At 70.7% G+C, this 25,388-nt stretch carries 23 protein-coding genes; 9 read left to right on the top strand and 14 right to left on the bottom strand.

What is annotated here, in order from left to right; genetic code table 11:
* Window positions 1–46 precede the first annotated feature (46 nt).
* The 7 genes from AC07DI_RS16315 to AC07DI_RS16285 form a co-directional block, all read right to left on the bottom strand.
* Entirely contained in the window at window positions 47–1,450 is a 1,404-nt protein-coding gene (locus tag AC07DI_RS16315) for an 8-oxoguanine deaminase (RefSeq protein ID WP_478904948.1), read from the bottom strand.
* A gap of 49 nt (window positions 1,451–1,499) precedes the next feature.
* Window positions 1,500–2,927, bottom strand: coding sequence for a nucleobase:cation symporter-2 family protein (locus AC07DI_RS16310; RefSeq protein WP_478904947.1), 1,428 nt, complete (start codon window positions 2,925–2,927; stop codon window positions 1,500–1,502).
* A 64-nt stretch (window positions 2,928–2,991) separates the two neighbouring features.
* A complete protein-coding gene (pucL, locus tag AC07DI_RS16305) occupies window positions 2,992–3,924 on the bottom strand; it encodes a factor-independent urate hydroxylase (RefSeq protein WP_306337172.1) in 933 nt (310 codons plus the stop codon).
* A gap of 5 nt (window positions 3,925–3,929) precedes the next feature.
* Window positions 3,930–4,337: a hydroxyisourate hydrolase gene (uraH, locus tag AC07DI_RS16300; protein WP_384248298.1), complete on the bottom strand. Its 408-nt coding sequence runs from the start codon at window positions 4,335–4,337 to the stop codon at window positions 3,930–3,932.
* Entirely contained in the window at window positions 4,334–4,876 is a 543-nt protein-coding gene (gene uraD / locus AC07DI_RS16295; protein ID WP_478904946.1) for a 2-oxo-4-hydroxy-4-carboxy-5-ureidoimidazoline decarboxylase, read from the bottom strand. The genes uraH and uraD overlap by 4 nt, the downstream gene beginning before the upstream one ends.
* Before the next feature lie 179 nt (window positions 4,877–5,055).
* A complete protein-coding gene (locus tag AC07DI_RS16290; RefSeq protein WP_478904945.1) occupies window positions 5,056–5,433 on the bottom strand; it encodes a helix-turn-helix domain-containing protein in 378 nt (125 codons plus the stop codon).
* The gene (locus tag AC07DI_RS16285) at window positions 5,430–5,708 is read right to left on the bottom strand and encodes a YkoF family thiamine-binding protein (protein ID WP_355805625.1); all 279 of its coding nucleotides are present in this window, start codon (window positions 5,706–5,708) and stop codon (window positions 5,430–5,432) included. Before AC07DI_RS16285 ends, AC07DI_RS16290 begins: the two co-directional genes overlap by 4 nt.
* Window positions 5,709–5,834: 126 nt before the next feature.
* Between AC07DI_RS16285 and AC07DI_RS16280 the strand changes: the two genes are divergently transcribed.
* The 3 genes from AC07DI_RS16280 (at window position 5,835) to AC07DI_RS16270 (ending at window position 9,313) form a co-directional block, all read left to right on the top strand.
* Window positions 5,835–6,674 (top strand): TIM barrel protein, encoded by an 840-nt coding sequence (locus AC07DI_RS16280; RefSeq protein WP_384248303.1) that lies wholly within the window; start codon window positions 5,835–5,837, stop codon window positions 6,672–6,674.
* 44 nt (window positions 6,675–6,718) lie between these two features.
* Entirely contained in the window at window positions 6,719–7,609 is an 891-nt protein-coding gene (locus AC07DI_RS16275; protein ID WP_384248304.1) for a 2-hydroxy-3-oxopropionate reductase, read from the top strand.
* A gap of 246 nt (window positions 7,610–7,855) precedes the next feature.
* Window positions 7,856–9,313, top strand: a complete 1,458-nt coding sequence (locus AC07DI_RS16270) for a catalase (protein WP_478904944.1) — start codon at window positions 7,856–7,858, stop codon at window positions 9,311–9,313.
* A gap of 700 nt (window positions 9,314–10,013) precedes the next feature.
* Here AC07DI_RS16270 and gcl read toward each other — a convergent pair.
* Entirely contained in the window at window positions 10,014–11,801 is a 1,788-nt protein-coding gene (gene gcl / locus AC07DI_RS16265; RefSeq protein WP_478905097.1) for a glyoxylate carboligase, read from the bottom strand.
* A gap of 306 nt (window positions 11,802–12,107) precedes the next feature.
* Here gcl and AC07DI_RS16260 point away from each other — a divergent pair, with 306 nt between their 5' ends.
* Window positions 12,108–12,893, top strand: coding sequence for a hypothetical protein (locus AC07DI_RS16260; RefSeq protein ID WP_478904943.1), 786 nt, complete (start codon window positions 12,108–12,110; stop codon window positions 12,891–12,893).
* On the opposite strand, the gene AC07DI_RS16255 is transcribed toward AC07DI_RS16260, so the two are convergent.
* Entirely contained in the window at window positions 12,853–14,205 is a 1,353-nt protein-coding gene (locus AC07DI_RS16255; protein WP_478904942.1) for an MFS transporter, read from the bottom strand. The two genes, AC07DI_RS16260 and AC07DI_RS16255, sit on opposite strands and share 41 nt — an antisense overlap.
* 92 nt (window positions 14,206–14,297) lie before the next feature.
* On the opposite strand from AC07DI_RS16255, the gene AC07DI_RS16250 reads away from it, so the two are divergent.
* Window positions 14,298–14,975 carry a GNAT family N-acetyltransferase gene (locus AC07DI_RS16250; protein ID WP_478904941.1) on the top strand — a complete coding sequence of 226 codons (678 nt, stop codon included), beginning with the start codon at window positions 14,298–14,300 and terminating at the stop codon, window positions 14,973–14,975.
* On the opposite strand, the gene AC07DI_RS16245 is transcribed toward AC07DI_RS16250, so the two are convergent.
* Window positions 14,953–16,560 (bottom strand): AMP-binding protein, encoded by a 1,608-nt coding sequence (locus tag AC07DI_RS16245; protein WP_478904940.1) that lies wholly within the window; start codon window positions 16,558–16,560, stop codon window positions 14,953–14,955. The two genes, AC07DI_RS16250 and AC07DI_RS16245, sit on opposite strands and share 23 nt — an antisense overlap.
* Window positions 16,557–18,257 carry an AMP-binding protein gene (locus AC07DI_RS16240; RefSeq protein ID WP_478905096.1) on the bottom strand — a complete coding sequence of 567 codons (1,701 nt, stop codon included), beginning with the start codon at window positions 18,255–18,257 and terminating at the stop codon, window positions 16,557–16,559. Before AC07DI_RS16240 ends, AC07DI_RS16245 begins: the two co-directional genes overlap by 4 nt.
* A 189-nt stretch (window positions 18,258–18,446) precedes the next feature.
* On the opposite strand from AC07DI_RS16240, the gene AC07DI_RS16235 reads away from it, so the two are divergent.
* Complete coding sequence (locus AC07DI_RS16235; RefSeq protein WP_478905095.1) at window positions 18,447–19,253, top strand: response regulator transcription factor; 807 nt, start codon at window positions 18,447–18,449, stop codon at window positions 19,251–19,253.
* Between the two features lie 375 nt (window positions 19,254–19,628).
* On the opposite strand, the gene AC07DI_RS16230 is transcribed toward AC07DI_RS16235, so the two are convergent.
* Window positions 19,629–20,135 (bottom strand): carboxymuconolactone decarboxylase family protein, encoded by a 507-nt coding sequence (locus AC07DI_RS16230; protein ID WP_384248312.1) that lies wholly within the window; start codon window positions 20,133–20,135, stop codon window positions 19,629–19,631.
* Between the two features lie 307 nt (window positions 20,136–20,442).
* Between AC07DI_RS16230 and AC07DI_RS16225 the strand changes: the two genes are divergently transcribed.
* Complete coding sequence (locus AC07DI_RS16225; protein ID WP_478904939.1) at window positions 20,443–21,252, top strand: SDR family oxidoreductase; 810 nt, start codon at window positions 20,443–20,445, stop codon at window positions 21,250–21,252.
* 111 nt (window positions 21,253–21,363) lie between these two features.
* On the opposite strand, the gene AC07DI_RS16220 is transcribed toward AC07DI_RS16225, so the two are convergent.
* Together AC07DI_RS16220 and AC07DI_RS16215 are read right to left on the bottom strand one after the other, a co-directional pair.
* Window positions 21,364–21,921, bottom strand: a complete 558-nt coding sequence (locus AC07DI_RS16220) for a cytidine/deoxycytidylate deaminase family protein (RefSeq protein ID WP_478904938.1) — start codon at window positions 21,919–21,921, stop codon at window positions 21,364–21,366.
* Between the two features lie 98 nt (window positions 21,922–22,019).
* Window positions 22,020–23,201 carry a winged helix DNA-binding domain-containing protein gene (locus AC07DI_RS16215; protein ID WP_478904937.1) on the bottom strand — a complete coding sequence of 394 codons (1,182 nt, stop codon included), beginning with the start codon at window positions 23,199–23,201 and terminating at the stop codon, window positions 22,020–22,022.
* A 384-nt stretch (window positions 23,202–23,585) separates the two neighbouring features.
* Here AC07DI_RS16215 and AC07DI_RS16210 point away from each other — a divergent pair, with 384 nt between their 5' ends.
* Window positions 23,586–24,833, top strand: a complete 1,248-nt coding sequence (locus tag AC07DI_RS16210) for a magnesium and cobalt transport protein CorA (protein WP_478904936.1) — start codon at window positions 23,586–23,588, stop codon at window positions 24,831–24,833.
* Window positions 24,834–25,051: 218 nt separating this feature from the next.
* Window positions 25,052–25,366, top strand: coding sequence for a TetR/AcrR family transcriptional regulator C-terminal domain-containing protein (locus AC07DI_RS16205; protein ID WP_478904935.1), 315 nt, complete (start codon window positions 25,052–25,054; stop codon window positions 25,364–25,366).
* Window positions 25,367–25,388: the final 22 nt, after the last annotated feature.

Genomic DNA, 25,388 nt, shown 5'->3' with positions numbered 1-25,388 from the left:
CTCAAGTCCGGTCAGGGGCCGTCCCCCCTGACCGGAGTTCTCGGTGTCAGCTCCCGGCGGCGATCCGCGCGAGTCGCTGCGCCTGGTCCCGCGTGGAGCGGGCGATGGCGTCCTCGTCGGCGTGCAGCAGGCGGCCGTCCTCGACGACCGGCCTGCCGTTGACGAGGGAGAGCGTGACCGGGGCCGCCGCGCCGAAGACGATGGCGGTCACCGGGTCGGCGATGGACGAGTGTCCGATGCCGTCGATCTTCCAGAGGACGAGGTCGGCGAGCTTGCCGGCCTCAAGCGAGCCGATCTGCGCGGCACGGCCGAGGACCTGCGCGCCGCCGTACGTGCCGAGGCGCAGCGCCTGACGGGCGGTCAGGGCGGCCTCGCGGTGGGCGCCGAGGCGGTTGATCAGCAGCGCGTTGCGCAGCTCGGTGTGGAGTTCGCCGGACTCGTTGGACGCGGTGCCGTCGACACCGAGGCCGACCGGGACGCCCGCCTTCAGCATGTCGGGCACCCGGGCGATGCCGGCCGCGAGGCGGGCGTTGGAGGACGGGCAGTGCGCGACGCCCGTGCCGGTGCGGGCGAACGCGGCGATGTCGGAGTCGTTCATGTGGACGCAGTGCGCCATCCACACGTCCTCACCGAGCCAGCCGGTCGACTCGAAGTAGTCGGTCGGGCCCTTGCCGAAGAGCTCGTGGCAGAACTTCTCCTCCTCGACCGTCTCGCTGCCGTGGGTGTGCAGGCGTACCCCCAGGCGGCGGGCCAACTCGGCGCCCTGCTGCATGAGTTCGGTCGAGACGGAGAACGGCGAGCAGGGCGCGACGGCGACCTGGGTCATCGCGTCGAAGGAGGCGTCGTGGTGCTTCTTGACGGTCTCCTCGGTCGCGGCGAGCGCGCCCTCCAGGGTCTCGACGGCGAAGTCCGGCGGCAGGCCGCCGTCCTTCTCGCTGCGGTCCATGGAGCCGCGGGCCAGGGTGAAGCGGACGCCCATCTCGGAGGCGGCGCGGATGATGGAGCCGGAGAGGTCGCCGGAGCCCCGCGGGAAGACGTAGTGGTGGTCCATGGCGGTGGTGACACCGCCGCGGGCCATCATGCCGAGGGAGCCCTGCGCGGCCGTGTACGTCATCTGCTCGTCGATGCGCGCCCAGGTCGGGTAGAGCGCCACCAGCCAGTTGAACAGGTTGTGGTCGGTGGCCAGGCCCCGGGTGATCCACTGGTAGAAGTGGTGGTGCGTGTTGATCAGGCCGGGGGTGACCAGGTGGCCGGTGGCGTCGACACGGCGCACCACGTTCGCCAGGCCCTCGGGGGCCTTGCCCGCGCCGATCGACTCGATCTTGTTGCCGGCGACGACGACGTATCCCGAGGCGTACTCGGTGTCGTTGGCGTCGACCGTCGCGATGGCGGCGTTCTCGATGACGATGCGCTCTACGGCGCCTTCCCGGGTTGCCGATGCTGCAGCCATGGTGCTTCCTTCTCTACTGGTGGCGATGCGATGTGGGCACGGCATGACCCTAGGAAGATTTGAGTGCCGCGGCCGCGCTCCGCGCGCCGCCACGGGTGCCGAGATGGTGGAAGAACAGGTTGAGCGAGACCGCCACGAGCGCACCGGCGCTGATGCCGGAGCCGAGCACGGTCTGGGCCCACGCGGGGAAGTCCGCGTAGAAGGTGGGCGCGGCGAGCGGGATGATGCCCGCCCCGAGCGACACGGCCACCAGGATGATGTTGGAGCTGTCGTCGAGGCCCGCCTCGGAGAGCGTACGGATGCCGCTGACCGCGATGGAGCCGAAGAGGACGATGCCCGCGCCGCCGAGGACCGGCATGGGGACCACGTTGACGACCGCGCCGAGCACCGGGAAGGCGCCGAGGACGATGAGCGCGCCACCGGCGACGGCGACGACGTACCGGCTGCGCACCCGGGTCAGCGAGACCACACCGACGTTCTGCGCGAAGGCGGAGGTCGGGAAGCCGCCGAAGACGGGGCCCACCAGGGTGGCGATGCCGTCGGTGCGCAGGCCACGGGTGATCGTCCTCCCGTCGGTCTTGCGCTCGCAGATCTCGCCGAGGGCGAGCATGCCGGCCGCGGACTCGGTCATCAGGACGAGCATCACGATGCAGAGCGAGAGGATCGCGGCGGGCTGGAAGACGGGCGCGCCGGAGGCGAACGGCGTGGGCAGGGCGGCGAGCGGGGCCGTCTGCACCGATGTGAAGTCGGCCATGCCGAAAGGGATCGCGGCGAGCGTGCCGATGAACAGCCCGGCGAGCAGGGCGACTTGCTTGAAAAAGCCGCGGCCGAAGCGCTGGAAGAGCAGGATCACGACGAGCGTGAAGGCGGCGAGCGCCAGGTACCTCATGTTGCCGAACGTCGGGTCACTCTCGTCGCCGCCCTGGGCCCACTTCACGGGCACCGGCATCAGTGTGACGCCGATGAGGGTGATGACGACGCCGGTGACCAGCGGCGGGAAGAAGCGCAGCAGCTTGCCGAAGAAGGGGCCGACGGCGAGGCAGAAGACGCCGGCGACCATCACCGCGCCGTAGATCGCGGGGAGTTGGTCGCCCTTGGCGTTGGTCTCGGCGATGGCGAGGATCGGCGCGATACCGGCCGAGGAGGCGGCGTTCACGAACGGCAGGCGGTTGCCGACGAAGCCCTTGACGCCGAGGGTCTGCAGGATGGTGGCGAGACCGGCGATCAGCAGACCGGCGGCGATCAGCCGGGTCTGGGCCACGGTCTCCAGGCCGCAGGCCTGGCCGATGATGAGCGGAGGGGTGACGACACCCGCGTACATGGCGGCGATGTGCTGGAGCGCGGCGGGGACGAGCCGCGAGGGGTGGAGCTTCTCATCCACCGGGTGACAGGGGGCAGTTGCTGCGCTGTCAGCTACGTCCGGTGGGGTGGAACACGGGCCTTCGGCTGGTGCCGGCCCCTTTGCAGGCTGTGCCATTGCTGTTCCCTCCGGTGTGGCGCGCCCCCGCCCACTGCGGTGGAGCGGGGGCGCGCATCCCGCGTCAGAGGTTGGTCATGTCGACCGGGATCTTCGGCTCGACGCCGTCCCGCAGGATCGTGGCCTCGATGAGGCCGTACGGGCGGTCGGCGGCGTAGTAGACGGCTCCGTCCTTGGCGGCGTTGTCGAGGCCGAAGGGCGAGAGGTCCTGACGGAAGTGGTGCTTGTTGGGCGCGGAGAAGCGGATCTCGTCGATCTCGCTGCGGTTGTTGATGACCCGCGAACCCATCTGGTACAGCGTCTGCTGAAGCGACAGCGAGTAGGTCTCCACGAAGGCGTGCAGGATGTGCTTCTTCGCCTGCTCGTAACTCCGCTCCCAACTCGGCATGCGCTGCTCGTCGTTGGTCCAGTTGTGCCGCCACCAGGTGGACAGGGAGGTGGCGAGGATGCGGTCGTAGTCTTCCTGGAGCGTCGTGTACTTGTCCTTGATGTAGCCCCAGAACTCGGAGTTCGTGGAGTTCATCACGGTCAGGTCCTTCAGACCCGAGAGGACCTCGAAGTTCTCGCCGTCATAGGTAATCTGGGCGAGCCGCGTCTCCTGGCCCTTGCGGACGAAGGAGTGCTTGACCTCGTCGGCGCCTATGAACTTGGAGTTGCTGTCGGAGCCGCCGATGCGCTCCCAGCTGTACTCCTCGATGCGGATGCGCGCGCGGTGGATCGAGGGCTGGCTGTCCACGAAGTGCCGGGCGAGGTGGATGCCGTACTGCTCGGCGGACTCGATGCCGTATTCCTTGGCGAACGCGAAGCAGGTGTTCTTCGTCGTGTCCGTCGGCAGGCAGTTGGCGTTCGAGCCGTTGTAGTGCACGTCGTCCAGGTCGCCGGAGAGGGCGACGGAGACGTTCAGGTCCTTGATGTGATGGGTGTCGCCGTCCCGCGTGATCTTTACGACCCGGTTCTCAGCCTTGCCGTACTGGTTCTGTCCCAGAATGGTGGGCATGTCTGCTAGCTCCCTCGGTAAACGGAGTAGCCGAACGGGTTGAGCAGCAGCGGTACGTGGTAGTGCTCGCCCGGCGTGACGGCGAACGTGATCGCCACCTCCGGGAAGAACGCTCCGGTCGCACCGCTGTCCCGATTCGCGGGGGCGTCCTGCTGCGCCTCGGCTTGCTGGTTGTTCTTGGTCAGGAAGTACGCCTCGGTCTCGAAGTCGAGACGTACGTGTGTGACACCTTCCGGCAGCGCCGGGAGGTCCTTGCAGCGCCCGTCCGCGTCGGTCGCGCTGCCGCCGAGCGCCAGCCACTCGGCGTCCGGGCCGCTGCGGGCGCACAGCGAGATGGCGACGCCCTCGGCGGGGCGTCCGACGCTGGTGTCCAGGATGTGCGTGGACACCGAGGCGGTCGTTTCCGTGCTCATGCGGCTTCCTCTTCCAGGAGGCGGGTCAGGCGGATGCGGTTGATCTTGCCCAGCTCGGAGCGGACGATCTCCCGCTCCTGTTCGGGCGAGTTGCCGATCCGCTCCTTGACCGCGTCCCGCATCTGCTCACCGGTGCGACCGGTGGCGCAGATCAGGAAGACGTGTCCGAACTTGTCCTGGTAGGCCAGATTCAGTTCGAGCATCTCGGCCTGGAGTTCCGCCGAGGCGCCCGCCATGCCCCGCTGCTCGCGGGACGAGGTCGGGTCCCCGGGCTTCGGGCGGCCGATCGGCGGGTGCCCCGCCATCGCCTCGGCGAGATCCTCCGCGGTGAGCTCGGCCATGGCGGCGTCGCTCGCGGCGAAGAGGGCTTCGGCGGTGGCGTAGGGGCGCCGGGAGAGCAGTTTGCTTCCCCAGGCCGAGGAGGCGCAGGCCTCGTGGAGCGCGGCGGTGGCCGCGGCCTCCTCCAAGGCGTTGAACCGGGTGAGACCCGCGGGGGGTGTGGGGGCTTCCCCCGCAAAGCGCTGTGTACTCGAAGTCACGGGGAGCCTCCGTGGCCTTGTGCTGGACGGGCTGCGGAACAGCTAAGACCTTCAACAACGCAGCGTCAACACTTTGTTGAAATAACTTGAACAAAGAAGCCGCCACCCGGCAATACGGGTGACGGCTCGGCTGCACAGCGTGACTCGCGGCAGAGGGGCAGCGGGGCAACTGGGGGCGGTCAGTCGCCCTTCGCGGCATTTTCCCTGTTCAGGTAGTTGTACACGGTGAAACGCGAGACGCCCAGGGCGCCCGCCACCGTCTCCACGCCGTGCCGGACGGAGAACGCGCCGCGCGCCTCCAGGATCCGTACGACCTCCTGCTTGGACTTGCGGTCAAGCTCAGAGAGGGGACGGCCCTGCTTGCGCTCAAGGGCGAGCAGGATGTGGTCGAGGGAGTCGGCGAGCTGCGGCAGCCGCACGGCCACCACGTCCTCGCCCTCCCAGCTGAGCACCACATCGTCGGTCCCCGCCTCGTCGGGCGGCACCATCTCGCCGCCCATGGCGTCCACCAGCGGCTTCACCGCGGCGACGAAGGGGTCGTCCCCGAAACCGGTCACTTATCCGCCTCCCCCGGGTCCGCCGGACCGCCCGGCTCGCCGATCACGTTGACCTGGAGCGAGACGCGAGTGGCGCCGGCACCCAGGGACCGGCGCAGCATGGCGTCGACGGCGGTCAGCACCGCGTCGACGTCCCCCTCCGCCGTATTGCCGAAGGGACCTACGTCCACGGCGTCCAGCGGGGCTCCCTGTATGACCTCGCGGGCCACCAGCGCATGCGCGGGTGCCTCGTCGAGATCGAAGGGTTCGGTTGTGAACTCCACTCTCAATCGCACGCTCAACAACCTAGCGCCGCCGCTCGAATTTTCGGCAGTCCCCTCTTGACAGCTTCCGCAGATCGCAGGCAGTCTTCCATCAAGCAGAAATGAACTTCCGCAATACGGAAGGAGCGCGGAAGCCCCATGGGATACTCCGACCAGCGCTTCAATGTGAACCTGTCGATCCTCTTCACCGAGCTCCCGCTCCTGGAGCGCCCCGCGGCCGCCGCGAAGGCGGGCTTCGGCGCGGTCGAGCTGTGGTGGCCCTGGGTCGACGCCCCCACCCCCGAGCAGTCCGAGCTCGACGCCCTGAAGAAGGCGATCGAGGACGCGGGCGTGCGGCTCGTGGGCCTGAACTTCTACGCCGGGCAGCTGCCGGGCCCGGACCGCGGCGCCCTGTCGATCCCCGGCGAGGAGAGCGAGAAGTTCCGCGCCAACCTCGCGGTGGCGGCGGACTTCGCGAAGTCCCTCGGCTGCACGGCGCTGAACGCGCTGTACGGCAACCGCGTCGACGGCGTGGACCCGGCCGTCCAGGACGAACTCGCCCTGGAGAACCTGGTGCTCGCGGCCCGCGAGGCCGACCGCGTCGGCGCGATCCTGCTGATCGAGGCGCTGAACGCCCCCGAGTCGCCCAAGTGCCCGATCGTGAGCGCCCCCAAGGCGATCGAGATCGTGGACAAGGTGAACGCGGCCACCGGCCTCGGCAACGCCAAGTTCCTGATGGACCTGTACCACCTGTCCATGAACGGCGAGGACCTCCCCGCGGTCATCGAGCAGTACGCGGCCAGGACCGGCCATGTGCAGATCGCGGACAACCCCGGCCGCGGCGCCCCCGGCACCGGCTCGCTCCCCCTCGAGGGCCTTCTCGACCAGCTCAAGAAGGCGGGTTACGACGGGTGGGTCGGCCTGGAGTACAAGGCAGGCGACCGCCCGAGCGCCGAGGCCTTCGACTGGCTGCCCGCCGAGGCCCGCGCCGCGCGCTGAGCGCCAACACCCCGACGTACGACAGCAGTTAGAGAGGCACCCTCATGAGCAACCTTCCCAAGATCGCGTGGATCGGCCTCGGCATCATGGGCTCCCCCATGTCCGAGAACCTGATCAAGGCGGGTTACTCCGTCACCGGCTACACCCTGGAGCAGGACAAGCTGGACCGGCTCTCGGCCGCCGGCGGCACCGCCGCGAAGTCGATCGCGGAAGCCGTCAGGGACGCCGACGTGATCGTCACGATGGTGCCCGCGTCCCCGCAGGTCGAGGCCATCGCGTACGGTCCTGACGGCATCCTGGAGAACGCGAGGTCGGGCGCGCTGATCGTCGACATGTCGTCGATCACCCCGCAGACCTCCGTGGACCTGGCCAAGGCCGCCAAGGAGAAGGGCCTGCGCGTCCTGGACGCCCCGGTGTCCGGCGGCGAGGCCGGTGCCATCGAGGCCGTGCTCTCCATCATGGTCGGCGGCGAGCAGGCCGACTTCGACGAGGCCAAGCCGCTCCTCGACGCCCTGGGCAAGACCATCGTGCTGTGCGGCCCGCACGGCTCGGGCCAGACCGTGAAGGCCGCCAACCAGCTCATCGTCGCCGTCAACATCCAGGCGTGCGCCGAGGCCGTGGTCTTCCTGGAGAAGTCCGGCGTGGACCTGAAGGCCGCGCTCGACGTCCTCAACGGCGGTCTCGCCGGCTCGACCGTGCTGACCCGCAAGAAGGACAACTTCCTGAACCGCGACTTCAAGCCCGGTTTCCGGATCGACCTGCACCACAAGGACATGGGCATCGTCACCGACGCCGCCCGCAACGTCGGCGCCGCCCTGCCGGTCGGCGCGGTCGTCGCCCAGCTCGTCGCCTCGCTGCGTGCGCAGGGTGACGGCGGCCTGGACCACTCCGCCCTGCTGCGCTCCGTCGAGCGCCTCTCGGGCGCCGAGCTCTAACCACCCGGAGCTCTCCCACGAACTTCCGGGCCGCGGTGGCGCTGACACCTGTCCTGTCGCGCCCAGGCGTCGCCGCGGCCCGGAACCCTCTGCCATGCCTCACGCCTCATCCTCACGCCCCATGCCGTGAACAAGACCCACCCAAAAACTTCAACAAACTGTTGACGTAGCTGCTCAGGGCTCCATACGCTCCCGAACACCGTCGTCAGTCGAAGCAGTTCCGTACGGAAGGTCAACCCCGCCACCATGTCGAAGCGTGTGCTCACGACCGAGTCCGGCGCCCCCGTCGCCGACAATCAGAACTCCGCCACCGCCGGCGTCGGTGGCCCGATCCTCCTCCAGGACCAGCACCTCCTGGAGAAGCTGGCCCGCTTCAACCGTGAGCGCATCCCGGAGCGCGTCGTGCACGCCCGTGGCTCCGGCGCGTACGGCTACTTCGAGGTGACCGACGACGTCACCGGCTTCACGCACGCCGACTTCCTCGGCGAGATCGGCAAGCGCACCGAGGTCTTCCTGCGCTTCTCGACCGTGGCCGACAACCTCGGCGGCGCGGACGCCGTCCGTGACCCACGCGGCTTCGCGGTGAAGTTCTACACCGAAGAGGGCAACTACGACCTCGTCGGCAACAACACCCCGGTGTTCTTCATCAAGGACCCGCTGAAGTTCCCCGACTTCATCCACTCCCAGAAGCGCGACCCCTTCACGGGCAAGCAGGAGCCGGACAACGTCTGGGACTTCTGGGCGCACGCCCCCGAGGCCACGCACCAGGTCACCTGGCTGATGGGCGACCGCGGCATCCCCGCCTCGTACCGCCACATGAACGGCTACGGCTCGCACACCTACCAGTGGACGAACGCCAAGGGCGAGGCCTTCTTCGTCAAGTACCACTTCAAGACGAACCAGGGCATCCGCTGCCTCTCCGCCGAGCAGGGCGCCGAGATCGCGGGCAAGGACCCCAACTCGCACCAGACGGACCTGCTCCAGGCCATCGAGCGCGGCGTGAACCCGTCCTGGACGCTGCACGTGCAGGTCATGCCGGCGGCCGACGCGGCGGACTACCGCTTCAACCCGTTCGACCTCACCAAGGTGTGGCCGCACGCGGACTACCCGCTGCAGCGCGTGGGCCGACTGGTCCTCGACCGCAACCCCGACAACGTCTTCGCCGAGGTCGAGCAGGCCGCCTTCTCCCCGAACAACTTCGTTCCCGGCATCGGCCCCTCCCCCGACAAGATGCTCCAGGGCCGCCTGTTCGCCTACGCGGACGCGCACCGCTACCGCCTGGGCGTCAACCACACCCAGCTCGCGGTCAACGCCCCCAAGGCGACCAAGGCCGACAACTACGGCCGCGACGGCCTGATGGCGTCCAACGCCTACGGCCGCGACCGCAAGAACTACGAGCCCAACTCGTACGACGGCCCCGCCGAGACCGGCCGGCCGCTGTCCGCGCCGCTCGCGGTCGCCGGCTACACCGGCACGCACGCGGCCGCGACCCACACCAAGGACGACGACTTCTTCCAGGCGGGCGAGCTCTACCGCCTGATGTCCGAGGACGAGAAGTCGCGCCTGGTGGCGAACATCGCCGGCGGCCTGTCCCAGGTCTCCCGCGACGACGTCATCGAGAAGAACCTCGCCCACTTCCACGCCGCCGACGCCGACTACGGCAAGCGCGTCGAGGAGGCCGTCCGCGCCCTGCGCGAGGACTGAGCGAGTAACTCCCAGGCTGCGCCGGTGAGTTGACGGGAGGTCGACTCACCGGCGCTGAGCCCGAGCCGATGTCACGGACCCGGATGAGGGGTGGTACGTGACGCGGCCGGGCAGGCACGGTCCGCGGCGGCTCTGCGAGCCAGTGCGGTGGTCAAGGTCCGACGGCTTCCTTCTCGACCTGAGGGGAGGAAACCCCCGGTCCAATCGCAGCCGCCGCGGTCCCGGCCGACGCCCCCTTCGGGGCCCACAGACTCCGCCCGGCAGCGCGTATGCATGTTCCGCCAGTCGCGCGCGGTCGGGCGGTCACAACTCAAGAGCTCATGGCCAGAGCGCCGAGTACGGACGGTCCCGTACTCGGCGCTCTTCTTTGTGTGCGGTACGGGTGTGCGGTCCGGGCGCACGGTAACAGGTGTGCGGTAGCGGTGAGTTGCTCGCTGGGGATGTCGTAGGCGTCGCGGGTGTCGGACGGCCGCCATGGCTACGGAGTCGGCCCTGTAGGCCTGCTGCGACCCATGGGCGGATGCCTGCGTGTAGATGTGCGTGTGCGTGTGGGCGCGGAGGCGTGTGTCGCAGCCGCTGTCGGTGCCGTACCGCTCTCCTGGCGCCCCGGAGCCCCCGGAGAGCCCTCGGAGCCTCCGCACGCCAAAGGGGCGGCCCACCCCCCACGGGTGGGCCGCCCCAGTCGGTGGGCAGGCCGGTGTCAGACCTTCAGCGGGCGGATCGCCGTGGGCGCGTGGCCCGGCTCCGTGGCGAGTTCCTCGAACTCCTTGACCGCGCTGATGTCGGCCGTGGGGCTCATCGCGATGTTCGTGATGCGCTCCAGGATCGCCTCGACGACGACCGGCACCTGGTGCTCCTGGGCGAGCTTCTTGGCCTGCTCGAAGGCGGCCGCCAGCTCGTTCGGGTCGGTGACGCGGATCGCCTTGCAGCCCAGGCCCTCGGCGACCTTGACGTGGTCGACGCCGTAGACGCCGAGCTCGGGGCTGTTCTGGTTCTCGAACTCCAGGTTGACCTGGAAGTTGATGTCCAGGCCGATCTGCGCCTGGCGGATCAGGCCCAAGTAGGCGTTGTTCACCAGGACATGGACGTACGGGATGCGGTGCTGCGCGCCGACCGCCAGCTCCTCGATCATGAACTGGAAGTCGTAGTCCCCGGAGAGGGCGACGACCTGCGTGTCCGGGTCGGCCTTCGCGACGCCGAGCGCGGCCGGGATGGTCCAGCCGAGCGGGCCCGCCTGGCCGCAGTTGATCCAGTGGCGGGGCTTGTAGACGTGCAGCATCTGCGCGCCCGCGATCTGCGAGAGGCCGATCGTCGTGACGTAGCGCGTGTCCTTGCCGAAGGCCTTGTTCATCTCCTCGTAGACGCGCTGCGGCTTCATAGGGATGTTGTCGAAGTGCGTGCGGCGCTGGAGGGTCTCCTTGCGCTCCAGGTGCGAGGCGACCCACGCGGAGCGGTCGGGCAGCTCACCGGCCGCCTTCAGCTCCTTGGCGACCTCGACGAAGAGTTCGAGGGCGGCCTTGGCGTCGGAGGCGATCCCGTAGTCCGGGGCGAAGATCTTGCCGATCTGGGTCGGCTCGATGTCGACGTGCACGAACTTGCGGCCCTCGGTGTACACGTCCAGCGCGTACCCGGTGTGGCGGTTGGCCCAGCGGTTGCCGATGCCGAGGACGAAGTCCGACTCCAGGAACGTCGCGTTGCCGTAGCGGTGGCCGGTCTGCTGGCCCACCATGCCGGCGTTCAGGTCGTGGTCGTCGGGGATCGTGCCCCAGCCCATCAGGGTCGGCACGACAGGCGTGTCGGTCAGCTCGGCGAACTCGACAAGCAGGTCGGACGCGTCGGCGTTGATGATGCCGCCGCCCGCGACGATCAGCGGGCGCTCGGACTCGACCAGGAAGCGGATCGCCTTCTCGATCTGGGCGCGGGTCGCGGTCGGCTTGTAGACCGGCAGCGGCTCGTACGTCTCCGGGTCGAACTCGATCTCGGTCTGCTGGACGTCGATCGGCAGGTCGATGAGGACCGGGCCCGGACGGCCCGAGCGCATCAGGTGGAAAGCCTGCTGGAAGACGCCGGGGACCTGCGCGGCCTCCAGGACCGTGACGGCCATCTTCGTGACCGGCTTGGCGATCGTCGCGATGTCGACGGCCTGAAAGTCCTCCTTGTGCAGGAGGTGCGTCGGCGCCTGGCCGGTGATGCAGAGGATCGGGATCGAGTCACCGGTCGCGGAGTACAGGCCGGTGATCATGTCGGTGCCCGCCGGGCCCGACGTACCGATGCAGACACCGATGTTGCCCGGGTCGGCCCGGGTGTAGCCCTCGGCCATGTGCGAGGCGCCCTCGACGTGGCGGGCGAGGGTGTGGTCGATGCCACCGCCCTCCTTGAGCGCCTTGTAGAAGGGATTGATCGCGGCGCCCGGCACACCGAACGCGTTGACGACGCCTTCGCGCTTGAGGATCTCAACTGCCGCGCGTGCAGCGGTCATACGAGCCATGGGGTTCTCCTGCTTCGACAGCTTCGACAGCTCTTCGGCTGCCGGATTCGGCTGGCGGATCCGGCTCCCGTCGCGCCCCGCGGTGAGCTTCTGTTTCCGCATTGTGGAAATTTAGTTCTGCTATATGGAAGCAATGTAAGCGGGTGCGCCCGAGAGCGTCAAGAGAGATCCGGTGATTCGCCCGTCGCTACGCCCCTACGGCGCCCGTCGCTTCACCCGTTGCCCCAACTTGCGGCGGGCCGCCACCGCTTGGGTGGAGGATGAGGGCGGCGGGACACGGCGGGTCGGCTACGGCAGGCGGTGGTGATGACGGTGACGGACAGTGGCGTGCCGATACGGTGCCCCGGCTGCCGGCGCGAGCAGCTGTACGCGCCCCCGGCCTACCCCTGCGCGTGCGGCGCCCTCGTGACGCCTCCCGTGGCGCGCGGCGCGACGGCGGAGCCGGTCACCGACCGCACGTGGGCGGAGGAGTGGGTGGCGGTGCGGTGCGGGGCCTGCGGCCGCCGGAGCGAGTGGCCCCGGCCGGAGCTGGACTGCGCCTGCGGAGCGGTGCTGCGGGTGGCCGTGGTACTCGGCGGGGAGGGGGTGGACGGAACGGGCGGGCTCGACGGAACGGGCGGGCTCGACGGAGCGGGACCCGTCGAGGAGGGCCCCACCCTCCCCTCGCACATCCCGCTCCCCCGCACCGCCCCGCGCCCGCGGCCCACCTTCCGCCCCATGGCGATCCGCGACGGCCGCGACGCCGTGACCGTGGCCGCCCTGTACCTGCGGTGGCTCGGCTACCTGAACACGCGCAGCGCCGCCCGGCGCCCGCCCTCGGGGGCCCGGATCGCCGCGCGCGGACTGCTGGCGCAGGTCGACCCCGCCTCGCGGCCCACCACCCTGCGGGACATCGAGTGCCTGTGGCTGACCGCCATGACCGAGGCCGACGACACCCCCGTCACCTGCGTCTGCTTCTCCCTGTCCGGGTACACGGCCGGGGCCCGCATCCGCGCGGAAGCGCTCGGCGTACCCCTGTTCACCCTGGACGCGACCGGCACGCCCCAGCCGGTCAACGCCCCCGCGGACGAGCTGTTCGCCTCCGGGGCGTGAGCGGGGCCCGGGGCGTGCGGGGAGCCCGGCCCGCGCCCCGCAGATGCGCCAGGTGCCGGGCGAGCGCCAGCGCGGTCATCAGTGCGACGAGCCCGCACACCCCCGGCCAGCCGAAGGCGCCGTACGCCCGTACCGAGAGCCAGGAGCCGACGCTTCCGCCCAGGTAGGCGCAGGTCATGTAGGCCGTGTTGAGCCGGGCGCGCGCCTCGTCGCTGAGGCCGAAGATCCGTACCTGGTTGGCGACCGTGCCGGACTGCATCGCCACGTCGAGCAGCAGCGATCCCACCGCGAGCGCCGCGAGCCCCACCGCTCCGCCGAGCCCGCCGGCGAAGAGGACGGCGGACGCCACCAGGACGGCGACCATGCAGACCAGATTGACCGCGTCGGACCCCCGCCGGTCCACCTGCCGCCCCGCCACCGGCGTACAGATCATGGTCGCCGCGTTGACCAGGGCCAGCACGCCGACCGCCGACGCGCCCATCCCGTACTCGGGACCGGTAAGGAGCAGCGCGACGCCGGTCCACAGCGCGGAGAACCCGCCGAAGATCATCGCCTGGTAGAAGCCGGAGCGGCGCAGGTCCGGTTCGGTGCGCAGCAGGCGGAGGGACTCGGCGAGGAGTGCGGGGTAGCTCTGCCGGGACGGCGCGGTCGACCTCGGCAGCGCGCGGACGAGGACGCACGCGATGATCAGGGTGACGGCCGACGTCATCAGGTACGGGGCCCGCCAGCCCAGCCACTCCCCCACCGCGCCGCCGAAGACGCGCGAGAGCAGCATGCCGCCGATCGAACCGCTCAGCAGGGTGCCCGCGACGGCGCCGCGGCGTTCCTCGGGGACGAGGCCTGCCGCGGTGGGCGCGATGACCTGGGCGACGACGGTGGTGACACCGACGAGGACGCTCGCGACGAGCAGCGGCGGGAGCCCCGGCGCGGCACCGGCGCCGAGCAGGCCGAGCCCGGTGAGCGCGAGAAGCGTGACGATGAGCGTCCGGTACGGGATGCGGTCACCGAGCGGCACGAGCAGGAAGATGCCACCCGCGTAGCCGAACTGGGTGGCCGTCACGACGAGCGCCGCCGTGTCGGCCGAGACGTGCAGACCGTCGGCGACCAAGGGGCTGGCGGCCTGCGGGAAGTAGACGTTGCCGACGGCGACGCCACAGGTGACGGCGAGGAGCAGCACCATGCCGCGGCTGAGACCGGGCGGGCGGACCTTCGCCCCCGTCGCCCCCGCCTCTGTCCCCGTACCCGTGCCCGTGCCCGTGCCCGTAGTACCCGTACCCGATCTCTCGGGCTCGCCGGTCTTCGGCAACTGCACACTCACCTCACGGGATCGGCTGACGGACCGGCCCACGATCGCCGGTCGGCCCCCGGCCGCACAACCGGTTTTGGCCACGGCATACTCGCCCCATGCGCATCCGCCCCGTCACCGCAGCCGACCTGCCCGCGCTCCAGGACATCGAGCGGGCCGCGGGTGAACCCTTCCGCGCCCTCGGCATGGCGGCGATCGCGGACGACGAGCCGCCCACCGTCGAGGAGTTGGACCGCTTCCGCCGCGCGGGCGGAGCGTGGGTCGCCGTCGACGCGGAAGAGGCGGGGGACGCGGCTGACGCGGGAATCGCGGACGACTCCCCGGTCGCGTACCTGATCGGTGAGCCGCTCGAAGACACCACCGCGGCGGCAGGCACCGACGCCGGTACCGGTACGGGTGGTACCGACCCCGGTACCACCCGTACCCGTACCGGCCCCACCGCCTTCCACATCGAGCAGGTCTCCGTACACCCCCGCGCCGCCCGCCGCGGCGTCGGCCGCGCCCTCATCGAGCACGCCGCCCGGCAGGCCCGCGCGCGGGGCGCGACCGCGCTGACGCTGACCACTTTCGCCGACGTCCCGTGGAACGCCCCGTACTACGCCCGCATCGGCTTCACCCCGCTCGCGGACGCCGATCTCTCCCCTGCCCTGCGCACGGTCCGCGCGCACGAGGCGGAGCTCGGCCTCGACCGGTGGCCCCGCCTCTGCATGCGCCGCGACCTCACGGGGACGGTTGGGGTTCAAAGACAGGACCTCACTCCCCGTACCGCTCCCTGAGCTCGATCTTGCGCACCTTTCCGGAGACCGTCATCGGGAAGGAATCCAGGAGTCGCAGCCCGGCCGGGACCTTGTAATGGGCCAACTGCCCCTCGCAATAGGCCTGGAGCTCTTCGAGCGTCAGCCCCTCGCCGGGGTCCCGCAGGATCACGCAGGCGAGCGGCACCTCTCCGTACCGCTCGTGCGGGACACCCACCACCTGGACGTCGGCGATCTTCGGGTGGCCGTACAGGAACTCCTCGATCTCCCGGGGGTAGATGTTCTCGCCGCCCCTGATGATCATGTCCTTGATGCGGCCGACGACCTGGACGTAGCCGTCCTCCCGTATCACCGCGAGGTCCCCTGTGTGCATCCAGCGCCCGGCGTCGATGACCTCGCGGGTCCGTTCGGGCTCGTCCCAGTAGCCGACCATCACGCTGTAGCCGCGGGTGCACAGCTCGCCGGACGCACCGCGCGGCAGCGTCACCCCGGTCGCCGGGTCGACGACCTTCACCTCGATGTGCGGCAGGACGCGGCCGACCGTGCCCGTGCGGCGCTCCAGGTCATCGGTGCGGCGCGTCTGGGTGGAGACGGGCGAGGTCTCGGTCATGCCGTAGCAGATGGACACCTCCTCCATGTGCATCTCGGCGACCACTCGCTTCATCACCTCGACAGGGCAGGGCGAGCCCGCCATGATGCCGGTGCGCAGCGAACTCAGGTCGTACGTCGCGAAGTCGGCGAGGTTCAGCTCCGCGATGAACATCGTCGGTACGCCGTACAGCGAGGTGCAGCGCTCCCGTTCGACGGCGTGCAACGTGGCGACGGGGTCGAAGGACGGCGCGGGGATGACGATGCACGCGCCGTGCGTGGTGGCGCCGAGGTTGCCCATCACCATGCCGAAGCAGTGGTAAAAGGGCACGGGCAGACAGATCCGGTCCTGCTCGGTGTAGCCGACCGTACGGCCCACCCAGTAGCCGTTGTTGAGGATGTTGTGGTGGGAGAGGGTGGCGCCCTTGGGGAAGCCCGTGGTGCCCGAGGTGTACTGGATGTTCACCGGGTCGTCGCAGCTCAACAGCGCCTCCCGGGCAGCGAGTTCGCCGGGGCCGACCGCATCGGCGGCGGCCAGGAGCGCGTCCCACGAGCCGTCCCCGATGTAGTGGACGGCGCGCAGCCCGGTACAGCGGGGCCGCACCTCGTCGACCAGCGCGCGGTAGTCACTGCTCTTGTGGGCCTGCGAGGCGATGAGGACGCAGACGCCCGCCTGGTTGAGGACGAACTCCAACTCATGAGTTCTGTAGGCCGGGTTGATGTTCACCATGATGGCGCCGATGCGCGCGGTGGCGTACTGCACGAGCACCCACTCCGCGCAGTTCACCGCCCAGATCCCGACGCGGTCCCCCTTGGCCACGCCCACCCCGAGGAACCCGCGCGCCAACTGCGCGACCGCGGCGCCGAATTCGGCGTACGTCCAGCGCGTGCCCGCGGCGACGTCGACGAGCGCGTCCCGCTCCGGCCAGGCCTCGACGGCCCGGTCCAGGTTCTGCCCGATGGTGTCGCCGAGGAGCGGGGTCCCGCTGGTCCCGTGCGCGTACGAGAGCTCTGTCACCGGAAGTCCTCCTCGCGGTACTCCGCGTCGGAGCCCGCCGCGGTCGCCTCGCGCAGCTCCACGCGGCGGATCTTGCCGGACACGGTCTTGGGCAGCGCGCCGAACTCCAGACGGCGCAGCCGCTTGTACGGGGCGAGCACCGCGCGGGAGTGCTCGAAGAGCGACTTCGCGGTGTCCGGGCCCGGTTCGAAGCCCTCGGCGAGCACGACGTACGCCTTGGGGACGGCGAGCCGCACCGGGTCGGGCGCGGGCACGACGGCCGCCTCGGCCACCGCCTCGTGCTCCAGGAGCGCGCTCTCCAGCTCGAACGGGGAGATCTTGTAGTCGGACGCCTTGAAGACGTCGTCGGACCGTCCGACGTAGGTGATGTAGCCGTCGGCGTCGCGCGAGCCGATGTCGCCGGTGCGGTAGTAGCCGCCCGCCATCGCCTCCGCGGTGCGCTCGGGATCGCCGTGGTAGCCGGCCATCAGGCCGACGGGATCGGTTCCCAGGTCGAGGGCGATCTCCCCCTCGGCCGCGCCCGGCTCACCGGTCACCGGGTCCAGGAGTACGACGGTGAAGCCGGGGGTCGGACGACCCATGGAGCCCGGCTTCAGCTGCTGGCCCGGCGGGTTGGCGACCTGCACGGCCGTCTCGGTCTGCCCGAAGCCGTCGCGGATGGTGACGCCCCAGTCGCGCCGCACCTGCTCGATGACCTCGGGGTTGAGCGGCTCCCCCGCGGCGACGACCTCGCGCGGCGGGGTGCGCAGCTGGGTCAGGTCGGCCTGGATGAGCATGCGCCACACGGTGGGCGGCGCGCAGAAGGAGGTGACGCCCGCCCGGTCCATCTCCGCCATCAGCCGCCCGGCGTCGAAGCGGGCGTAGTTGTGGATGAAGACGGTGGCCTCGGCGTTCCACGGCGCGAAGAGGTTGGACCAGGCGTGCTTGGCCCATCCCGGCGAGGAGATGTTCAGATGGACGTCGCCGGGCTTGAGGCCGATCCAGTACATCGTCGCCAAGTGGCCGACGGGATAGGAGACATGGGTGTGCTCGACGAGCTTCGGGCGTGCGGTGGTGCCCGAGGTGAAGTAGAGCATCAGCGGGTCGTCGGCGAGGGTGATCCGGTCGGGCTCGAAGACGTCGGGGGCGTCGTCGGCACCGGCGTACGAGAGCCAGCCCGCGCCGGAGGGGGCCAGGCCCTCCCCCTGCTCCCCGCCCACGACGATCCGCGTGTAGTCGCCGGGTACGTCGTCGAACTTCGCGGTGTCCTCGGGGCGCACGACCACATGCCGGGCGCGGCCCCGCTCGATGCGGTCCCGCAGGTCGGCGGGGCCGAGCAGCGGCGTCGCCGGGATGACGACGGCGCGCAGCTTCATCGCGGCGAGCGCGATCTCCCACAGCTCGACCTGGTTGCCGAGCATGACGACGACGCGGTCACCGGCGCGGACGCCGTGCCCGCGCAGCCAGTTGGCGACCCGGTTCGAGCGGGCGGAGAGCCGGGCGAAGGAGAACCGGCCCTCCCGGCCGTCCTCCTCCACGATGTGCAGCGCGGTCCGTGCGTTGCCGTCGGCGATGACGTCGAACCAGTCGAGCGCCCAGTTGAACCGCTCGGGCCGCGGCCAGGCGAAGCCTTCGTACGCGGTCGCGTAGTCCTCTCTATGCCGCAGGAGGAAGTCCCGTGCGGTACGGAACTGCTCCGTGGCGCTCGCCCCGGTCATCGTCATGTGCACCCCTACTCGATTACGCGGTCCCGCGTCGGCCGCTCCGGCCATTCCTGCCGCCGTACTCATTGCCGGACGCTACGTAACATCGTGTAATTCGTGATGCGGGTCTCACTACCCCCGGACGGGGGTGTCGCGAGGTGAAGGGGCGAACGCGTGGCGGCTGACGGCGGCGAGGCGGTGGAGATGCGGGCCGCTCTGCTGCGGCTGCGGCGCGGCACGGGGCTGCCGGTGGCGTTCGGCGGCCTCCTCGAAGGGGCGCGCCAGGTGCGGATCGGCGAGCTGAGCGGCACGGGGACGCGCGCCCTGAACGGCCTCGCCATCTCCTCGGGCAACGGCCTCGGCGGCAAGGCGGTCGCCCTGTCACGGCCCTGCGCGGTCACCGACTACCAGGTGTCGCGGCACATCAGCCACGAGTACGACGCGGCGGTCGCCGCCGAGGGGCTCAGGTCGGTGCTCGCGGTGCCCGTGGTGGTGCGGCGCCAGGTGCGCGGAGTGCTCTACGGTGCGCTGCGCGCGGCCCAGCCGCTCGGCGACCGGACGCTGTCGGCCGCGGTGTCGGCGGCCAGGGACGTGGAGCAGGCTCTCGTCGTACGCGACGAAGTGCGCTCGCTCCTCGCGGCGGCCAGGGAGCCGGTGGCGGGGCCGGGGGCGTGGGAGCAGGTCCGCGAGGCGCACGGCGCGCTGCGTGCCCTGGCCCCGCGCATCGTCGACCCGGTGCTGCGGGCCGAGCTCCTCTCGGTGTGCGGCCGGCTGGAATCGGCGGCGACGGTCCCTGACCGCGGCCGGGGCCGCCCCGTGTCGCTCGCGCCGCGCGAGGTGGACGTCCTGTCCTGCGTGGCCGCGGGCGTGACGAACGCGGCGGCGGCCGAACGGCTCGGGCTGCGCCCGGAGACGGTGAAGGGCTATCTGCGCTCGGCGATGCGGAAACTGGGCGCGCACACGCGCCTGGAGGCGGTGGTGGCAGCGCGGCGGGCGGGGCTGCTGCCGTAGGCGGTTGCGGTAGGCGGTTGCCGTGAGCAGTGCAGGGGTGGGTCTCGGGCGCTGTAGCCCCGCCCGGCGCGTCGGGTGTGCTGAATGTGACGGTGTGGCAGGTGTGGCAGGTGTGGCAGGTGTGACGGGTGTGCGCGGCCCCCATGGCCCCACCCCCGTGGGAGCCGCGTGGACCTGTCTACTTGTCGGCGGTCAGTTTGCCCGCCACGCCCCAGCTGCCCGTGGGCGTCTCGTGAATCGGACGGTGACGATGGGCATGGCTGAACTCCCTGTGATCAGCGCCGGTGTCGGGCGTACACGACCGTCCACTGCCGCACGACGCCCGCCCCGATCGTGGCGAGCCTGTCCTGCAGCGAACCGTCCCGAGAGCCGGTGTCACTTCCAGGGGTCGCTGAAGGAGCGGCCCGGCACCGGCTTGGCGACGAGTGCCACGGCGATGAAGAAGTTGACCTGGCCGATCGCGAACATCAGGGTGGCCAGCGCCTTTTCGTCATAGTGCTCCGCGACCTCGGCGTACAGCGCGTCGGAGACCCGCTCACCGTCCGCGGACGGCTGGAGAACCGCGTCCACGAGGGCCAGCGCGGCCCGCTCGGCACCGGTGAAGTACGGCGAGTCCTGCCACGACACCACCGACGTGATCCGCTCCTCCGACTCCCCGCCCTTGCGCAGGAACCCGGTGTGCAGAACGGTCAGATAGGTGCTGCCGACGATCTGGCCCGCACGCAGCTGCACCAGACTGATCGTGGAACGCGGCACCGAACCGTTGCCGGTGACCCGGAACAACGCCGCCGACACATCGGCCAGCTCGGGAACGAGCTGGGCGGGGTCCTCGGACATCCGCGGAACCATCGGAACCTCTGCGGTGAGAGAACGTGCGTTCATGGTCAACAACTCCTCGAAGTCTTGCCTCTGTCGTCATTCCGACGCCGTCGCCGCTCCGGCGTCGGCGTCACTTCCCTGACGGAGCCCGCCGCGGAGATGTGACAGGTGAGCGAGAAATCGTTTCGACGACTCGCCCGCCTGACCCCGGCCGCCCGCCCCTGTCACACTTCGGCGGGGCCGCGCGTCATCGCAGTGGGCCGACAGCGCGCACCGCCCGCAGGGGGAGCGCCTTCGGCCGACGAAAACCCGCTCGGCGGCGCGAGAAGCGAAGCCGGGCGGACCTGTGGTCGAACGTCGGGAGAGAACGTTGAAGACATCAGCCCCCATCCTGGTCACCGGCGGCACCGGCACGCTCGGCGGCCACGTCGTACCGCTCCTGCGGGAGGCGGGCCACGAGGTCCGCATCCTGACCCGGCACAGCCGTGCGGCCGAGCCCGGCATCGAGTACCACGTCGGCGACCTGCTCCAGGGCGAGGGCCGGGCGGATTCCGGAGGGGGTGCGGGTACGGGCGCCGGTACCAGCCTGGCCGCCGCGCTGGCGGGAGTGGAGACGGTGCTGCACCTCGCGGGCGGCCCCAAGGGCGACGACGAGGCGACGAGAAACCTGGTGCGGGCCGCGCGCACGGCCGGTGTGCGGCACCTCGTGTACATCTCGGTGATCGGCGCGGACCGCATCCCGCTGGCCTACTTCCGCGCCAAACTGGGCGCGGAGCGGGCCGTGGCCGAGTCGGGCATCCCCTGGACGACGCTGCGGGCGGCCCAGTTCCACGACTTGGCCCTGACGGTGGCGCAGAAGATGGGGAAGCTGCCCGTCGTCCCCGCACCGGGCGGGATGCGCTGGCAGCCGGTGGACGCCCGCGACGTGGCGGCCCGCCTGGTGGAGCTGGCACTGAGCGCCCCGGCGGGCCTGGTCCCCGACCTTTCGGGCCCGGAGGTGTACGGGCTGGGCGACCTGGTTCGCGGATATGTCGAGTCGACCGGCAGGCGGCGCCCCCTCGTACCGGTCCGCGTGCCGGGAAAGGTCGGCCGCGCGTACCGCGCCGGGGAGAACCTCGCCACGGCGGGCGTCACGGGCACGCGCACGTGGGAGGCGTTCTTGTCGGAGCGGGTGGGTTGAGGGCGGGGGCGGGGCGGGGCGGGGGCGGGGCGGCGGTACGGGGAGGTCGCGGGGCCGGACCGCGAGGCCGGACGTGAACCCGGTTTCGAGGCCGGTTGCGAGGCCGCCGCTTCAGAACAGGTGCCGGTTCGGGGCCTTGGCGGCGTCGGCGTACTCGGGCAGTTCGATGACGGTGACGCCGACGGCTTCGAGCCGCTCGGCCCCGTCGGCGTCGGCCTGGCCCGCAGTGCCTTCCTCCGCAGCGGCCCCCTTTGCGTCGGCTTGCTCCGCAGCGGTCCCGTCCGCGTAGGGCTCCCGCCAGCCGGTGACCACCCGACGGATTCCGGCCTTCCGGATCAGCTCCGCACACGGAGGCGCCCCCGAGGCACGCTCGGCACACGGTCCGGCCGAGCTGTAGAGCGTGGCGGTGGGCAGTCGCGGGTCGTCGGGGGCGAGCCGCGCGAGGGCGGCTTCGGCTGCGTGCTCGTCGGGTCCGTGCTCGCGCGCGCGGCCACGGGCGAGCTCGGTGCCGTCGTCGGCGAGGACGACCACGCCACCGGAGAGCTCCGTGCGCGAGGGCGGGCACTCGGTCGCGAGCCGGCAGGCCACCGCCAGCCAGGCTCGGTCGGCGGTGGTCGGCTCGGCACCGGGGCCGGGGCGTCCGCAGGTGTCATCGGTTGCGTGGGTCACCGGCGTTCCTTTCGTGGGCGTACGGGAGGAGTACCACGCTGTCGCCCGGTACTCCTCCCGATTCGCGTCGGCTCACCCGGACCCGGCAGCCGCCGACGTCAGGCGTCGATGACGGCCCCGAAGCGGATGTCGTACGAGGACGAGGTCTCGGCGATCCGCCGCAGCGTCCGCTCGGCCTCCCGCGTCAGCTCGTCCCGCTGGGCGCGGCTCGGCTTCCCGAACGGCTCGATGGTGAGCACGGCGGCGCCGCCTTCCGCACCCTTCCCTCGCTTCGTTTCCTCGACCAGCCGCCACACCCCGGCCAGGAACCCGTCGAGGAGGAACACGGAGAACGGGACGTTGCCCTTCCACGTACGCCCCTTGTACGCGGCGGGGACGACGCGGGTGCGGTCGGCGTGCGCGAGGAGGAGGTTGTCGTACTCGGGCAGGAAACGGGGCGGGGCCGGGGTGTCCGCGTCGGGGCGGGGCGCGTCGGGCAGGTCGAACAGCTCGACGCCGTTCTCGTCGCGGTACGTACGCAGCCGGGGCCGCAGCCGCTCGAAGACCTCCCGCATCCGGGTGAGCCGGGCCCAGGTCTGCATGTCCTTGACGGAGGCGGGCCCGAAGGCGGCGAGGTAGCGCAGGACGGTGTCGTCGAGCGTGACGCCGGGGGTTGCTCCTGACCGGCTGTCCGGTCCGTCGCCGAGCCACTGCTCAAGGGTGGTGAGGGCGACCTGCCCAGCGCGCCGCCAGAGCCCGCGCGGGGTGACCTGCACGAGGGGCAGCGTGCACCGGGCGGCTACGGCGAGGGCCTGCGGATCGGCGTCGGGCCACCGGACGAGCAGCGTCTCGCGGAGTTGCTTCATGGTGCGGGGCTCCGCCTCGACGGCCGCGCGGGCGAGCCCCGCGAGTTCGCTCAGGTCGACTCCCGTCAGCCCGTTGCGGAAGGCAGAGAGCTCGCGTTCGCGGGCACCCTGCACGAGCCGCCGCAGCGAGCGGGCATCGTCGGCGGTGTGCAGGTGAATGGTGGAGCGCAGTGTGACCATGCGGACCAGCTCGCGGGAGTCCAGGAGCGCGGAGAGCTCGCCGGGGTCGAACTCGGCGAGGCGCGCGGCGAGGGCGTAGTACGGCGGCTTGACGTTCTGCGCTTGGAGACCCACGAGGTGGGTGACGGCGTCCTTGACGGACAGACCCCGGGCCCGCCGCAGGAGGAGCTGCCGGTCGAGGGTGGCCCGGTTGAGGGCGCGTACTCCCAGTACGGGGGTGGTGCTTGCCGGTGCCCGGAGCGTGGTCTTGGTCATGGATGGCACGCTAGCGGGGGTAGCGGACAGGTACGGTCCGCGATTCTCGCCGCCCCAACCGGACGCGGCCCGGCCCGACCCAATCCAACCCGACCCGGTCGGGGCAGGTGCCCGGCAGGCACCGCAACGCGCGCCGATATACCCCCCCCCCTGAGCCGACGCGTCCCCTTCTCCCCCCTCCCCCCCTCGCCCCCCTCGTCCGCTTCGCCCGCTCGCGCCGTCTCGCCACGCCCACGTGCCCCGGGACGCATATCCTGCTCGGTGTCGATGTAGTGACCGTTCCGTGGCTGCTCCGTGGCCGCACCGCGGCCGCACCACAGGTGGCATCGGTCGTCCGCGGCCACATGGACAAGCGTTCGACACAGGACACAGGAGGCGGCCAGCATGGCGGAGCGCCGAGCCCGTCCGACACCGACCGCGAGGCACAACGCGTGGCGCCGCATGACGCGAGCCGCGGCGACGTCGTCCGCCAAACCGCCCAAACCGCCCAAGCCCCAGAAGTCCCCGAAGCCGCCCAAGCCAGCCAGGATCCCGAAGAACGCGGAGCCCACACCAGCCTCCCCAGGCGCCCAGCTCCCCGCGGAACCCACCCCGCCCCCACGGCCGAACGCCGACAGCGTCGTCGAGGCGGCGCTGTACCGCGACGGCGTCAGGGTGGCGACGCCCGGGTCCCTGGCGGACACGTTCCGCGACCTGCGCGACCAGCCGGACGGCATGGCATGGATCGGCCTCGCACGCCCGACGGAGAGCGAACTCCTCTCCCTGGCCGCCGAGTTCGACCTCCACGAACTGGCCGTGGAGGACGCCATGGAGGCCCACCAGCGCCCGAAGCTGGAGCGCTACGGCGAGACGCTCTTCGTCGTCCTGCGCGCCGCGCGCTACCTCGACGCGCCCGAGGAGGTGGACTTCGGTGAGCTGCACATCTTCGTGGGCCCCGATTTCGTCATCACGGTCCGGCACGGCGCGGCCCCCGACCTCACGGCGGTCCGCCGCCGCATGGAGGACTCCCCCGACCTCCTCAGACTGGGCCCCGAGGCGGTGCTCTACGCGATCCTCGACGCGGTCGTCGACGGCTACGCCCCGGTCGTCGCCGGCGTCCAGAACGACATCGACGAGATCGAGACCGAGGTCTTCGGAGGCGACCCCGAGGTCTCCCGCCGCATCTACGAACTCTCCCGCGAAATGGTCGAGTTCCAACGAGCCACCCGCCCCCTGGTCAGCATGCTGCACGCCCTGATGGCAGGCTTCGCGAAGTACGGCACGGACGAGGAGCTCCAGCGCTACCTGCGCGATGTCGCCGACCACGTCACCCACACCAGCGAACGCGTCGACGGCTTCCGTCAGGCCCTGACGGAAATCCTGACGGTGAACGCAACCCTGGTCACCCAACAGCAGAACGCGGAGATGCGGGCATTGGCGGAGGCGGGTTTCGAACAGAACGAGGAGATCAAGAAGATCTCGTCATGGGCGGCGATTCTGTTCGCTCCCACCCTCGTCGGCACGATCTACGGCATGAACTTCGAGACGATGCCCGAGCTGAAGTGGGCGGCCGGGTATCCGTTCGCGATCCTGCTGATGGCGGTGGTGTGCGTGAGCTTGTACTTCATTTTCAAGCGACGGGACTGGCTGTAGCAGCAGACTCGAACACCTTGATTGCGCAATCACCTCCCCCACCTGCTGTTCCACACCTGTCGTGAGCCTCGGCCCCAGTCGAGCACTTACCGTTGGCCGTTACCGAGAGTGGCTGGCGAGACGTTCGGCATCGGACGAAAAGCCGTTGCCTGCCGGTCGCTTTCCTGGTGCGATGCAGGGGTTTCGATGGCGGGAGGCGACGGTTTGGCAGTGTTCGGGTGTGCGGACGATCCACCACCGTCGGCGCCCTCACCTACTACGTACAGGGATACACGGGTGCGGAGAACGTATGGCGCACCCGGCAGCGCGATCCCGCCGCCGAGGGCGAACTGCGCCGCCAGGCCCAGGAGTACCTCGACCATCGCGAAGAGCTCTACCCCACGCCGGCCCGGCACGCCGAGCTGGGCAACGGTGACTTCGACGACTCCTTCCAGCTCGGCCTGGAGACCATCCTCGACGGGATCGCGGTCCACATCCGGGCCGCCGCAGGCCCAGGCGACTCTGCATCCGTATCAAGTCCCTCCGCCCCTTGAGCCCGTTGACTTACCGCATGGG

The sequence above is a fragment of the Streptomyces sp. NPDC044106 genome, from assembly GCF_056433985.1.
Note: the sequence above shows the minus strand (reverse complement) of the source record. Positions and strands in the feature narration are given on the sequence as shown.

What these genes read in the sequence shown, in the direction of transcription:
- AC07DI_RS16235 (WP_478905095.1), top strand. Translation starts at nt 18,447, where the DNA reads ATGCGGGCCGCTCTGCTGCGGCTGCGGCGCGGCACGGGGCTGCCGGTG.
- AC07DI_RS16230 (WP_384248312.1), bottom strand. Translation starts at nt 20,135, where the DNA reads ATGAACGCACGTTCTCTCACCGCAGAGGTTCCGATGGTTCCGCGGATG.
- AC07DI_RS16250 (WP_478904941.1), top strand. Translation starts at nt 14,298, where the DNA reads ATGCGCATCCGCCCCGTCACCGCAGCCGACCTGCCCGCGCTCCAGGAC.
- AC07DI_RS16270 (WP_478904944.1), top strand. Translation starts at nt 7,856, where the DNA reads ATGTCGAAGCGTGTGCTCACGACCGAGTCCGGCGCCCCCGTCGCCGAC.
- AC07DI_RS16280 (WP_384248303.1), top strand. Translation starts at nt 5,835, where the DNA reads ATGGGATACTCCGACCAGCGCTTCAATGTGAACCTGTCGATCCTCTTC.
- AC07DI_RS16310 (WP_478904947.1), bottom strand. Translation starts at nt 2,927, where the DNA reads ATGGCACAGCCTGCAAAGGGGCCGGCACCAGCCGAAGGCCCGTGTTCC.
- AC07DI_RS16260 (WP_478904943.1), top strand. Translation starts at nt 12,108, where the DNA reads ATGACGGTGACGGACAGTGGCGTGCCGATACGGTGCCCCGGCTGCCGG.
- AC07DI_RS16275 (WP_384248304.1), top strand. Translation starts at nt 6,719, where the DNA reads ATGAGCAACCTTCCCAAGATCGCGTGGATCGGCCTCGGCATCATGGGC.
- AC07DI_RS16240 (WP_478905096.1), bottom strand. Translation starts at nt 18,257, where the DNA reads ATGACCGGGGCGAGCGCCACGGAGCAGTTCCGTACCGCACGGGACTTC.
- AC07DI_RS16210 (WP_478904936.1), top strand. Translation starts at nt 23,586, where the DNA reads ATGGCGGAGCGCCGAGCCCGTCCGACACCGACCGCGAGGCACAACGCG.
- pucL (WP_306337172.1), bottom strand. Translation starts at nt 3,924, where the DNA reads ATGCCCACCATTCTGGGACAGAACCAGTACGGCAAGGCTGAGAACCGG.
- AC07DI_RS16215 (WP_478904937.1), bottom strand. Translation starts at nt 23,201, where the DNA reads ATGACCAAGACCACGCTCCGGGCACCGGCAAGCACCACCCCCGTACTG.
- AC07DI_RS16315 (WP_478904948.1), bottom strand. Translation starts at nt 1,450, where the DNA reads ATGGCTGCAGCATCGGCAACCCGGGAAGGCGCCGTAGAGCGCATCGTC.
- uraH (WP_384248298.1), bottom strand. Translation starts at nt 4,337, where the DNA reads ATGAGCACGGAAACGACCGCCTCGGTGTCCACGCACATCCTGGACACC.
- gcl (WP_478905097.1), bottom strand. Translation starts at nt 11,801, where the DNA reads ATGGCTCGTATGACCGCTGCACGCGCGGCAGTTGAGATCCTCAAGCGC.